This is a genomic window from uncultured Exiguobacterium sp. (assembly GCF_964277885.1).
Lineage (GTDB): Bacteria > Bacillota > Bacilli > Exiguobacteriales > Exiguobacteriaceae > Exiguobacterium_A.
In genome coordinates this window covers 848,541-860,895 of record NZ_CAXYJR010000005.1, presented here as the reverse complement: position 1 = coordinate 860,895, position 12,355 = coordinate 848,541, and the positions used below count along the sequence as shown (strand labels likewise).

The following is a 12,355-nucleotide window of genomic DNA, read 5'->3' as shown; positions in this document are numbered from 1 at the left end:
TGCCTCTCGTTTAGGATTCGGATAATTGATTCCCTTCCCCCCACGCGCATAAACCTTTCATGGCCGGTTGCAGTGTAAATGCCGCCTCTGTCAATTTGTATTCGACGTGTAAGACGGCTTCATCATACTCAATCCGCTCGATCATTCCGAGTCGTTCAAGTTCTTTTAACTGATCGGTCAAGACTTTCCGAGAAATCCCGGGAATGGCACGTTGTAACTCTAAAAAACGTTTCGGACCGTTCTCTAACGTGCAATATAATTGTGGACGCCATTTTCCGCCGATGATGGCGAGCGCCCGATTGACCGGAAATTGTTCTGTCGACATGTTGTTCTCTCCTCCAGAGTAGTTACTTCAAAGTGCGTACTATGCAATCGAGTGTAGCGTAAGTTAGAGTATGCGTAAATCATTTTGCAAAAGGAGTGTTAAGCATGACGTATCCACGTAATTTTTCGCACATCGGTCTTTCCGTGCCGAATCTCGACGAAGCCGTCCGTTTTTATCAAGAGGTGATGGGCTGGTATATCATCATGGAACCATCTGATGTCCTCGAAGATGATTCTGCCATCGGTGTCATGTGTACGGATGTCTTTGGTGCAGGGTGGAACAAGTTCCGGATTGCTCACATGGCGACAGGTGACCGCATCGGAATCGAGTTGTTCGAGTTCCCGAACAATGAACAGCCCGAGAACAACTTCGAATTCTGGAAAACAGGTATCTTCCATTATGCGATCCAAGATCCAGACGTCGAAGGTCTCGTCGAAAAAATCGTCGCCCACGGTGGCAAACAACGGATGCCAATCCGCGAATACTATCCGGGAGACAAGCCGTATCGAATGGTCTACTGTGAGGATCCATTCGGTAACCTCGTCGAAATCTACTCTCACTCGTATGAACTCACGTATTCGGAAGGAGCGTATTAAACATGAAAGCATGGTTAAATCACTCAGGTACAGCCATTGATCAATGGACATTCGAAGAAGTCGCAACACCGACGCCAGGAGAAGGTCAAGCCTTGATTCGCGTCAAGACTGTCGCACTGAATCCCGTCGACTATAAGGCGACCAACAATCCTGCTTGGACGTTCCCGCATATTCCGGGCGTTGACTTGGCCGGTGTCGTCGAACAAATCGGACCCGGCGCAGAAGTAAAAATCGGCGATCGTGTAGCGATTCATACGAATCTGCAACGCGATGGTGCTTTTGCTGAATATGCGCTCGTCGATACACGTGCGCTCGCCCTGATTCCGGAAGACGTCTCATTCGCTGAAGCCGCTGCGATTCTTTGCGCAGGCATGACTGCCTATGAAGCCATCATTCAGAAGATGAACACGACAGGAAAAGAAACGATCCTCATTCATGCTGGTGCGGGTGGTGTTGGTGGCATCGGCATTCAACTCGCAAAACGCCTTGGTCTTTCGGTCGCAACGACTGCTTCGACGGAAAACCATGAGTGGGTCAAGCGACTCGGTGCCGATCTTGCCATCGACTACAAAAAAGAAAATGTCACGGATGTCATCCGCGATTGGACGAATGGTCGCGGCGCTGACTTAATTTTCAATACAGTCGGTCGTGACGAAGCAACAGCTGATCTCGGACGTCTTGCCTTCTCGGGGCAGCTCGCCTTCATCGCCGGTGGTCCCGATCAGTCGGTCGTCAAGCCGTTCACGCTCTCCCCATCGATCCATGAAGTGGCACTCGCTGCTGCTTACGCCAGCGAAGATGACCGCGCCATCCGAAACCTCGGTCATATGGCAAGCGAGTTATTAAAACTTGTCGCAACAAAAGAACTCGATCCACTCGTTACAGACGAGATTCCAGCATCAGACATCGTCAAAGGATTGCAACGTTTATCTGAACGCCACGTCCGAGGTAAAATCATCGCTAAATTCAATTAATTTCTCTAACATGAAACAGCCGATCGTCCTTAGTTAAAAGGATGATCGGCTGTTTTTGTACCTTTGATTCTTTAAACAACGATAACTTTTGCTTTATCGGTAGCGGTCTTGCTTCTTGATATGTAAGGATCGTCCGACTAACTCGAAACCGACATGCTGATAGATTTTATTCGCTGTTTGATTTGACCAATCGGTATAGAGCGTCACGACCGGATAAGACTTTAGTAAATGTTCAGATAGTTTTGCGACGAGATAAGAGGCATACCCATTTCCACGCAGTTCTTCCGGTGTATAGACGTAAGAAATCGTAATTCCCGTTTGCGTCGGGCGGGTCGCTGCTGCCATCGCTACGAGCATTCGTCCACTAAACAACCCATACAAGCTTCCTTGTTCGATATGTCGTGTCATCGACTGATGAAGTTGCGCAAGCTGTCGCTCAGAAGGTCGCGTTTCAACTTCATATAAAAATCCTGACGCAAACGCTAAGGCTTGTTGTCTTTCATCGTCCGAAATCGATCGGAAGACGACGTTTTTCGGAACCTGCGGCATCTCGACCTTCTTCAGTGCATACATCCCCTGTTCCATATGTACCTCATACATGGAATGTGGCAGTAACAGTGGCTCTAAGATGGACTGTTCTCCGACAAATCCTGGGCTATCTAAAATTCGGACAAGCTTTCGGATTCCCTCTTTTGAGAACACATCGCCTGCGATGATCATTTGCTCTGGTATCGTTTGTAAAATGACAAGGCGGCGATCGTCTTCTTGTGCCGTTGCCATCAAGAGCGGCTCATCCCCACGTTCCAAAATACCAAGAATCAACTGATGGGTATCAGGACGTTCAAGCAGAAACGGGAGGACTACCGTCTTGAACTGTTCATAATCACGATAATGCGTCACCATTGTCGACGACCTCCTTTATTTTTCTAGTGTACCAAATCTTACACGAGAAATCGTAGGTCGTTCGACGGAATCGCTTCTTTTTTATTTAAACGCTTGCGGTAAAACGTTCACTCCAAGCAACCGGATTCTTTGACCAATCCGCCAATTGCTGTTGCTCTTCTGCTGTGATATCACCTTGTTGTTGTGCCGTTTCGAGTAACGCTTCGAACGTCAGTAATGCATCCGCGTCCATTTTTGCCTCTCGGAGATTGTTTGACAAGCGCTCCATCCCGTACGAGAAGATCGCTTGAATGCGAATAACGTTCGCTCCTTTTGCTTGCAGAGCTTCCGCCGCCTCGATCGCAGACATTCCGGTCGATAATAAATCTTCGATGACGACGACGCGTTGTCCAGGATGAACGACACCTTCGATTTGATTTCCTTTTCCGTGTTTCTTATTCCCACTACGTACGTAAACCATCGGTAATCCTAGCCGTTCTGCGACGAATGCTGCATGCGGAATGCCTGCCGTAGCGGTTCCCGCAATCACATCGACTGCAAGTCCCTTCACTTTCTCAGCGAGTGCATCGGCAATTAAGGAACGAACTTCCGGGTACGACAGCGTCAACCGATTATCACAATAGATCGGTGAACGAAGTCCACTCGCCCATGTGTATGGATCATTTGGTGATAAGGTGACGGCTTCAATACGGAGTAATGCACTAGCGATTGGATTTACCATGAGAATTGCCCCTTCCATTGTTCAAGTAACATGTGATAGACCTGTTCTGGATGTTCAGCACGTGTAATCGGACGACCGATGACTAAATCCGACGCTCCATTTTGACGAGCATCAAGAACGGTTGCGACCCGCTTTTGATCATCCGCTTGACTGTTCGTCGGACGAATGCCGGGTGTGACGAACCGAAAATCTGCTCGACAGGCTGGAACTAATTCCGGAAGATCGAGTGCTGAACAGACGATACCATCTAGTCCCGCTGCTTCTGCGAGTTGCGCATACGCACGAACGACAGCCGGCATCGCTCCTTCAATCTTTAAATCGCGTAACATCGCTTCATCCGTAGATGTCAACTGAGTCACGCCAATCAGTTGTGTCTTGGCTTTCGTCTCACGCAGTCCTTCTCGGGCTGCGATCATCATCTCTTTCCCACCAGCAACATGGACGTTCGTCAGTTCGACGCCTAATTGTCCGATGATCCGCATCGTCCGGCGTGCCGTTTCTGGAATGTCGTGGACTTTGACATCGAGGAACACCGCGTGTCCACGCTCGACGAGTTTACGGACGAACGTTCCGCCTGCTGCATAAAACAATTCCATCCCGATTTTCACGGCTGGTCGTGTCGCTTCAAACCGTTCAAGAAACGAAAAAACTTCTGCTTCGGTCGGAAAATCAAGCGCGATGTAAAGTTGATTCATATGCTTTCCCCCTGATGTCTAAAATATGATCGATGCCAAGTTCGTTCATCCGTTCTGGTAACTGCTGAATCAATTCTTGACAGATGTATGGATTGACGAAGTTTGCGGTACCGACGGCAACAGCCGAAGCCCCGGCGTAAATCATTTCGAGGACATCATCGACCTCCATTACGCCACCCATGCCGATGATCGGGATCGAGACGACTTGCGCGACATCATGAATCATCCGAATCGCGACCGGTTTGATCGATGGACCTGATAATCCACCAATCCGATTGGCAAGGATCGGCTGCCCCGTCCGGACATCGATTCGCATCCCAACGAGTGTATTGATCATCGTCAGACCATCTGCACCAGCTGCTTCGACGGCACGTGCCATCTCAACGATCGAGGCGACATTCGGTGATAGTTTGACGTAGACCGGTTTAGTCGAGACCCGTTTGACACGTCGTGTCAATTCAGCAGCAAGCGACGGATCCGTTCCGAATTGAATTCCCCCCGATTTGACGTTCGGACAAGAAATATTTAATTCCAGTGCATGGATGCCAGGATGCTGACTCATTTTCTCTGCGACGAGCTCATATTCTTCCGGTGTCGAACCCGCGACATTGGCGATGATCGCCGTATCGAACGTCTCGAGGAAAGGCATTTTATTCGTTAGGATGCCATCGACACCCGGGTTTTGGAGACCGATTGCATTCAACATCCCCATCCCACTCTCTGCGACACGCGGCGTCGGGTTTCCGTAGCGTTCTTCACCCGTCGCTGCTTTAATCATGATTGCCCCAAGCTCTGATAAATCATACAACTTCGCATATTCCTCACCGAACCCAAAACATCCGGATGCCGGCATGATCGGATTTTTTAAAGAGAGTCCCGGCAACTCGACACGCAATCGTTCCGTCATAGTACGACCTCCTCTGCCCGAAAGACTGGACCATCGGAACACGTCTTGACGTACCCGCCCGTCGGTGTTTGACAGACACAGGCAAAGCATGCTCCGATCCCGCAACCCATTCGGTTTTCGATCGACAGATACTTATGTTCAATCGGTTGTTGCTGTAGTGACTTCAGCATCGGTTCCGGTCCGCAGGCGAGTAGGACATCGTAGCTTTCCGGACGTAAGGCAGCCGTGACGAACCCTTTTGTGCCATGCGTCCCATCGACGGTCGTGACCGTCGTCTTACCGAGTGCTTGGAATTCCGCTTCGTAAAAAACACTTGTTGCCGTATCGAATCCTAGAATCGCTTCACAGGTCACACCCAGGGCGACAAGTTGGCGCATCGTCTCATACAGCGGCGGGACACCGATCCCTCCACCAACGAGGACGACGCGTTGAGTTGGATGGATCGCAGCAATCGGAAACCCGTTACCAAGCGGTCCGAGGGCATCGATCGTATCATCCGGACGCAAGGAAGCCAGTTCTGCTGTTCCTTGTCCGATTTCTTTAAAGAGAAACGTGATCAAGTCACGATCGACCCGGGCAATCGAGATCGGTCGGCGTAAGAGTGGACCGACGCGCAGATGCATGAATCGCCCTGGTTCGATGTCCTGAGGTTGCTCGAGGCGACAGACGAGTTCTGTCGCACCCTGAGCTACCGTTCGTCGAGAGACGACCGTCAAGAGTTGCTTCATTGGATCACCACTTTCTTTTCGTGTGTGAAAGCTTGGATCGCACTCGCTTCGAACGAGCGACTTTCGATGACGCGTAGAATTGCTTCCGCCGTATCGAGTGATGTCAGACAGACGACTTGATTCTCGGCTGCTGCCCGGCGAATGATGAAGCCATCTTTCGTGACTTGTGAGTCCCGACTCATCGTATTGATGACGTATTCGATCTCCCCTTTTTCAATCACGTCGAGCATCGATTCGGAAGACGAGTCGATTTTGCCGACCGTCTGGACCGGTAATCCTTGCTCCGTCAAGTAGGCTGCCGTTCCTTCCGTTGCGAGTAACGTGAATCCAAGTGAGGCAAAGCGTCGTGCAAGATCCGTCATTTCTGCTTTATCTGGATCTGCGACCGTCAAGAGGACACGACCGTGCTCTGGAATCGCCATTCCTGATGCGAGTAACCCTTTATAAAGTGCTTTTTCAAGTGTCCGGTCCGTTCCGATGACTTCACCGGTTGATTTCATTTCCGGTCCGAGCGTCGGGTCGACTTCTTTAAGCTTCGCAAATGAGAAGACCGGCACTTTGACCGAGACGAGCGGTTCTTCCGGAAGGACACCACTTGTTAACCCATAAGAAGCAAGTGTCTCACCGAGAATGATGTCCGTTGCGAGACGCGCGACCGGAAGTCCCGTCACTTTCGAGATGAATGGCACCGTCCGGCTGGCACGCGGATTGACTTCAAGGACATAGAGGGCGCCGTCCGCGTAGACGAACTGGATGTTGAGTAAGCCTTTGATGCCGAATGCTTTCGCAATCCGTGTCGTGTAGTCGACGATCCGGTCCTTGATGTCTTGGGAGACCCGTTGTGGCGGATAGACACCAATCGAGTCACCCGAGTGAACACCGGCACGTTCGATATGCTCCATGATTCCTGGAATAACGACATCCGTTCCGTCGCAGATCGCGTCGACTTCGAGTTCGATTCCTGTCAGGTAGCGGTCGACGAGGACTGGTCGTTCCGGTGAGGCGATGACCGCGTGTTTCATGTAATGTTCGAGTTCTTCTTGAGCATAGACAATTTCCATTGCCCGACCGCCGAGGACATACGATGGACGAACGAGAACCGGGTAACCGAGTGACGCTGCTGCCGTGACCGCTTCTTCGACCGTGACGGCCGTTTTACCTGGTGGCTGTGGAATGTCAAGTGCTGTCAATGCTGCTTCGAACTGTTTCCGGTCCTCGGCCCGGTCGAGATCCTCAAGCGATGTGCCGAGGATTTTTACACCTTCTGCTGCTAATGACTCGGCTAAGTTGATCGCTGTCTGTCCACCGAACTGGACGATGACACCGAGTGGACGTTCGTTTCGGATGACTTCTAGTACATCTTCCGTCGTCAGTGGTTCAAAGTAGAGCCGATCGGAAATCGAGAAGTCGGTCGACACCGTTTCCGGATTGTTGTTGACGATGATTGCTTCGTATCCGGCTTGTCGAATCGCTTGAATCGAATGGACTGTCGCATAATCGAACTCGACGCCTTGACCAATCCGGATCGGACCTGATCCTAAGACGAGAATCGAAGAACGGTTCGTCGCGATTGCTTCATTTTCACGTTCGTATGTTCCGTAGTAGTATGGCGTGTCGGACGCGAACTCTGCCGCACACGTATCGACCATCTTATAGACCGGGTGAATCGCTTGTGCTTCACGCATCCGGCGAATCTCCGTTTCCGTTTGTCCGGTGATCCGAGCGAGCATCGGGTCACTGAATCCATACCGCTTCACATGCAGGAGTAGCTCAGGTGTCAAACCAGCCGCGACCGATTGCTCGAGCTGCCAAATATGGTGCAACTTCTCTAGGAATAGGCGATCAATCGCCGTCCAGTCATGAATCTGTCCGACGCTGTAACCGCGGACGAAGCCCGCGTACAAGGCGAAGAGTCGATCGTCCGTCGCTTGACGAATCGCTTGTTGTAAGGCATCATCTGCCATTTTGATGAAACGTGGCATATATAGATCCGCTGTACCAATCTCGAGTGAACGAACGGCTTTCAGTAATGCCTCTTCCATCGTCCGTCCCATTGCCATGACCTCACCAGTTGCTTTCATCTGTGTGCCGAGTGTTCGATCTGCCGTTTCGAATTTATCGAAAGGCCAGCGCGGAATCTTGGCGACGACATAATCGAGTGCCGGTTCGAAGGAAGCAAAACTTGTCTCAGTGATCGGGTTCTTTAATTCGGATAAGGCATACCCGACGGCAATCTTCGCAGCTAGTTTTGCGATTGGGTAACCCGTTGCTTTTGACGCGAGTGCGGACGAGCGTGAGACACGTGGGTTGACTTCGATGACATAGTAGTCGAAGCTCGTCGGATCCAGTGCGAACTGGATGTTACATCCGCCCTCGATTCCAAGTGCACGAATGATATCGAGCGAGACGTTTCGTAGCAATTGATAATCGCGATCCGATAGCGTTTGGGTCGGTGCGAAGACGATCGAGTCTCCAGTATGAACACCGACGGGATCGAAGTTTTCCATCGCACAGACGATGATCGCCTGATTCGTCGCATCGCGCATAACTTCGAACTCGACTTCCTTCATCCCGGCAATTGATTTTTCAAGAAGTACCTGTGTTGCCGGACTTGCCTTGAGTCCCCCTTCGACGATTCGCGTGAACTCTTCTGGTGTGTTGGCGATTCCGCCGCCCGTTCCCCCAAGCGTATACGCCGGACGGATGATGATCGGTAGACCGATCTGTTGTCGGAATTGTTGTGCCTCTTCAAGCGTATGCACGATTTCACTGTCCGGCACACCATGCCCGCGTTTAAACATCAGTTGACGGAACAAATCACGATCTTCTGCCTCTTCGATTGCTGACAATTTCGTACCGAGTAACTCGACACCATACTCAGCAAGGACACCGAGACGATCCAGTTCGACAGCCAAGTTCAGACCCGTTTGACCTCCGAGTGTCGCAAGCAAGGCATCCGGACGTTCCTTGCGGATGATCCGTGAGACGAACTCTGCTTGGAGGGGCTCGATGTAGACACGATCAGCGACCGTTGGATCCGTCATGATCGTTGCTGGGTTCGAGTTGACGAGGATGACTTCATATCCTTCTTCCTTCAAGGCTTGACACGCTTGTGTTCCAGCGTAGTCGAATTCAGCTGCTTGTCCGATCACGATAGGACCGGACCCGATAACGAGAATTTTCTGGATATCTTGACGTTTAGGCATGAGAGACCTCCTGTTGTTTCGTGATTTCTTCTAAAAACTGTTGGAATAGACCGTTCGCATCCATCGGACCAGGTGATGCTTCCGGATGGTACTGGACGGAGAAGACCGCTGCTGTCGTATGACGGATTCCTTCGACCGTTCCGTCGTTGATCGCAAGATGCGTCACTTCAAGCACGGTATCGCGTAAGGACTGTTCGTCAACGGCATACCCGTGGTTTTGCGACGTGATATCGACGCGACCTGTCCGGATATCTTGGACTGGATGATTCGCCCCTCGGTGACCGAATGGGAGCTTGAACGTATCCGCCCCGTGCGCTAGTGCAATCAACTGATGACCGAGACAGATGCCGAAGATGACGACTTTTCCCGTCAATTCTTGAATCATCGGAATCGCCGTTGGGACATCCTTTGGATTCCCTGGTCCGTTCGATAGCATTACACCGTCCGGACGATAGCGTAAGACTTCCGTTGCGCTGACGTCGTAGGGTACGACGACGACTTCACAGCCGCGTTTGACGAGTTCGCGGACGATTCCGAGCTTCGCACCGAAATCGACGAGAACGATCCGCGGTCCAGCACCCGGAATGATGTACGCTCGTTCCGTTGAGGCCCGTTTGACTTGATCCGTCTCGATTGGTGCGTTTTGAAGATGAACTAGTTCTGCTGCTAAATCGAACTCACCGTCAACGAGTCGTCCGCGCATGACCCCTTTCGAACGGATGTGTCGTGTCAATTGACGCGTATCAATTCCACTTAATCCTGGAATATCAAGATCTTGGAGTGCCGCATCGAGTGACATCTCACTCCGGAAGTTCGACGGTGTCTGACAATGTTCGCGAACGATCAATGCTTTAGCGAGCGGACGCGTCGTCTCATAGTCTTCTCGGTTGATCCCGTAGTTTCCAATTAACGGATTCGTCAACACGATCATCTGATCACAGTAAGATGGATCCGATAGCATTTCTTGATACCCTGTCATTCCGGTCTGAAAGACGACTTCTCCTGTTGTTGTCGTATCTGAGCCAAATGCTGTTCCTTCAAACGTCATCCCATCTTCTAGTATCAGTGTCCGTTTACGCATGTGCTGTGTCCTCCTTGAATACGATTTCTCCCTTGACGAGTGTCATGACTGGGAATCCTTTTAACCGTTCTCCTGCGAATGGTGTGTTCTTACCTTTTGAACGGAATCGTTCCGGTGATACGGTACGCTCCGTTTCTAGATCAAGTAAAACCAAGTCTGCTTCTGCCCCCACTTCGAGTTTGCCGTAAGGGAGTTCAAAGATGGCTGCTGCCTTATCCGTTAAATTCCGGATCAATGTCTCAAGTCGCATCTCTCCTTCAGCGACAAGCTTCGTATAGAGGAGTGGGAAGGCTGTCTCGAACCCTGTGATGCCGAACGGAGCGCGTTCGATACCGAGTGCCTTCTCTTCTGACGCATGGGGAGCGTGATCGGTCGCGATGCAATCAATCGTTCCGTCCGCTAACCCCTCGAGCAATGCTTGGCGATCTGCTTCACTTCGTAAGGGAGGATTCATTTTAAAGTTCGGGTCCTGATTCGGTATGTCTTCATCGATCAACACCAGATGGTGCGGTGTGACTTCTGCCGTCACCCGAATTCCTGCTCGTTTCGCGTCACGGATGACACGAACCGATTCTTTCGTCGAGACATGACAGACGTGATAATGACAGCCAGTTTCTTCTGCGATCAGGACATCACGTGCGATGTGGATACTCTCAGCAAGTGACGGAATACCTTGTAGTCCTTCCCGTCGACTATAGGTTCCCTCATGCACACATCCTGCTTTTAACGAATCATCTTCGCAGTGGGCAACAATCGTTTTCCCGAGCCGTGCCGCTTGTTGCATCGCTGTCCGCATGACTGCTGCCGTCTGGACCCCGACACCGTCATCCGTAAAGGCGACAGCATCTGTTAATTGGTCGAACGCGACGAGTTCTTGTCCGAGTTGATTTTTTGAAATCGCCGCGTAAGGCAAAACCCGAACGGACGCTGTCTCTTCAATCTTTTGGAACAACGCATCAAGTGTTTGACGATCGTCAGGTACGGGGCGCGTGTTCGGCATCGGACAAATCGTCGTGAATCCACCCGCCGCCGCCGCTGCCGTGCCAGTCGCAATCGTCTCCTTATGTTCACCACCCGGTTCCCGCAGGTGGACATGGATGTCGACGAATCCTGGTGCAACGAATAAGCCCGACGCATCAATGACCGTTTCATTCGCTTGCGGTGTTGCTGCTAAATCCGTGATTTTCCCCGCTTCAATCCGAATATCTCCAGTTCGAACTTGTCCCGCCTCGTACCATCTCGCATTCTCAATTCGTGTTGTCATCTGCATCGTCTCCTTTGATTGATTTCGTTGAAAAGCACCATTCCAGAATCGCCATGCGTGCAAAGACACCGTTTCTCATCTGTTCAAAGATCCGCGATCGCGGATGTTCGACCAGTTCGTCAGCAATCTCGACTCCCCGATTGACCGGTGCCGGATGAAGCACGATCGCGGAATGCTTCAGACGCTTCATCCGCTCATGTGTCAATCCGTGCGTTGTGTGGTAGACTGCTGGATCAAATCGCGTCGTCCCGTCATGCCGTTCGTGCTGGACACGCAGTAACATCAAGATGTCGCACTGTTCGACTGCTTCATCCATCGGAAGATACGGTATACCCATCGCAGAGTCGTACCACTCAATAGGTCCTGATCCATAGACGATGGCACCGAGTCGCTTTAAGATGTCCGCGTTCGATCGGGCGACGCGACTATGTTGTAAGTCCCCACAGATGACGACGACTTTTCCTTCGACCGTTCCGTACGTCTCGACGATCGTCATCAAATCGAGTAAGGACTGGGACGGATGTTGACCGCTCCCGTCTCCCGCATTGATGATCGGAATATCGAGTGTCTGCATCAGTTCTTCGTAATATCCGGTTGCTCCATGGCGAATGACTAAAGCATCTGCGCCGATTGCTTCGAGTGTCTTGCATGTATCGCGTAACGTTTCTCCTTTTTGCACGGAGGAAGTCGCCGTTTCGAACGGCAGTAGATGCATGTTCAGACGATGTTCTGCCATTTCAAAGGAAGAGCGTGTCCGAGTCGAGTTTTCAAAGAACAGATTGACGAGCGTCTTATCGGAAAAATCTGGTGCTGGCTCGCCTCGTTTAAAAGCGAGACTGCGTTCAATCAAAGAATTAATTTCTGTCGTGGATAAACTTTCTAGGTTGACGAAATGCCGGTTTTTTAGGATCGTCTTCATATCATTCACTCCTCTTCAGGTCATGAAAAAGGCGCA

General features: G+C 51.0%; 12 protein-coding genes. 2 read left to right on the top strand and 10 right to left on the bottom strand.

From position 1 onward, the window contains the following. Positions 1-10 precede the first annotated feature (10 nt). Positions 11-325, bottom strand: a complete 315-nt coding sequence (locus ACHWTJ_RS06005; protein WP_023468777.1) for a helix-turn-helix domain-containing protein — start codon at positions 323-325, stop codon at positions 11-13. A 104-nt stretch (positions 326-429) separates the two neighbouring features. Here ACHWTJ_RS06005 and ACHWTJ_RS06000 point away from each other — a divergent pair, with 104 nt between their 5' ends. Next, positions 430-921 (top strand): lactoylglutathione lyase family protein, encoded by a 492-nt coding sequence (locus ACHWTJ_RS06000; RefSeq protein ID WP_023468778.1) that lies wholly within the window; start codon positions 430-432, stop codon positions 919-921. Between the two features lie 2 nt (positions 922-923). Further along, on the top strand, positions 924-1,895 hold the full coding sequence (locus tag ACHWTJ_RS05995; protein WP_394679262.1) for a zinc-binding dehydrogenase: 972 nt from the start codon (positions 924-926) through the stop codon (positions 1,893-1,895). 93 nt (positions 1,896-1,988) lie between these two features. Here ACHWTJ_RS05995 and ACHWTJ_RS05990 read toward each other — a convergent pair whose 3' ends face one another. The 9 genes from ACHWTJ_RS05990 to ACHWTJ_RS05950 form a co-directional block, all read right to left on the bottom strand. After that, complete coding sequence (locus ACHWTJ_RS05990; RefSeq protein WP_394679261.1) at positions 1,989-2,798, bottom strand: GNAT family N-acetyltransferase; 810 nt, start codon at positions 2,796-2,798, stop codon at positions 1,989-1,991. An 85-nt stretch (positions 2,799-2,883) separates the two neighbouring features. Further along, complete coding sequence (gene pyrE / locus ACHWTJ_RS05985; protein WP_394679827.1) at positions 2,884-3,525, bottom strand: orotate phosphoribosyltransferase; 642 nt, start codon at positions 3,523-3,525, stop codon at positions 2,884-2,886. Continuing rightward, positions 3,513-4,214: an orotidine-5'-phosphate decarboxylase gene (pyrF, locus tag ACHWTJ_RS05980; protein ID WP_394679260.1), complete on the bottom strand. Its 702-nt coding sequence runs from the start codon at positions 4,212-4,214 to the stop codon at positions 3,513-3,515. The genes pyrE and pyrF overlap by 13 nt, the downstream gene beginning before the upstream one ends. After that, positions 4,189-5,121: a dihydroorotate dehydrogenase gene (locus ACHWTJ_RS05975; RefSeq protein WP_394679259.1), complete on the bottom strand. Its 933-nt coding sequence runs from the start codon at positions 5,119-5,121 to the stop codon at positions 4,189-4,191. The genes pyrF and ACHWTJ_RS05975 overlap by 26 nt, the downstream gene beginning before the upstream one ends. Beyond that, positions 5,118-5,849, bottom strand: coding sequence for an NAD-dependent dihydroorotate dehydrogenase B electron transfer subunit (locus ACHWTJ_RS05970; protein WP_394679258.1), 732 nt, complete (start codon positions 5,847-5,849; stop codon positions 5,118-5,120). The genes ACHWTJ_RS05975 and ACHWTJ_RS05970 overlap by 4 nt, the downstream gene beginning before the upstream one ends. Further along, entirely contained in the window at positions 5,846-9,055 is a 3,210-nt protein-coding gene (gene carB, locus ACHWTJ_RS05965) for a carbamoyl-phosphate synthase large subunit (protein WP_394679257.1), read from the bottom strand. The genes ACHWTJ_RS05970 and carB overlap by 4 nt, the downstream gene beginning before the upstream one ends. Then, complete coding sequence (locus ACHWTJ_RS05960) at positions 9,048-10,136, bottom strand: carbamoyl phosphate synthase small subunit (protein WP_023468786.1); 1,089 nt, start codon at positions 10,134-10,136, stop codon at positions 9,048-9,050. The genes carB and ACHWTJ_RS05960 overlap by 8 nt, the downstream gene beginning before the upstream one ends. Continuing rightward, positions 10,129-11,400, bottom strand: coding sequence for a dihydroorotase (locus ACHWTJ_RS05955; protein ID WP_394679256.1), 1,272 nt, complete (start codon positions 11,398-11,400; stop codon positions 10,129-10,131). Before ACHWTJ_RS05955 ends, ACHWTJ_RS05960 begins: the two co-directional genes overlap by 8 nt. After that, on the bottom strand, positions 11,384-12,319 hold the full coding sequence (locus ACHWTJ_RS05950) for an aspartate carbamoyltransferase catalytic subunit (RefSeq protein ID WP_394679255.1): 936 nt from the start codon (positions 12,317-12,319) through the stop codon (positions 11,384-11,386). Before ACHWTJ_RS05950 ends, ACHWTJ_RS05955 begins: the two co-directional genes overlap by 17 nt. Positions 12,320-12,355 lie beyond the last annotated feature (36 nt).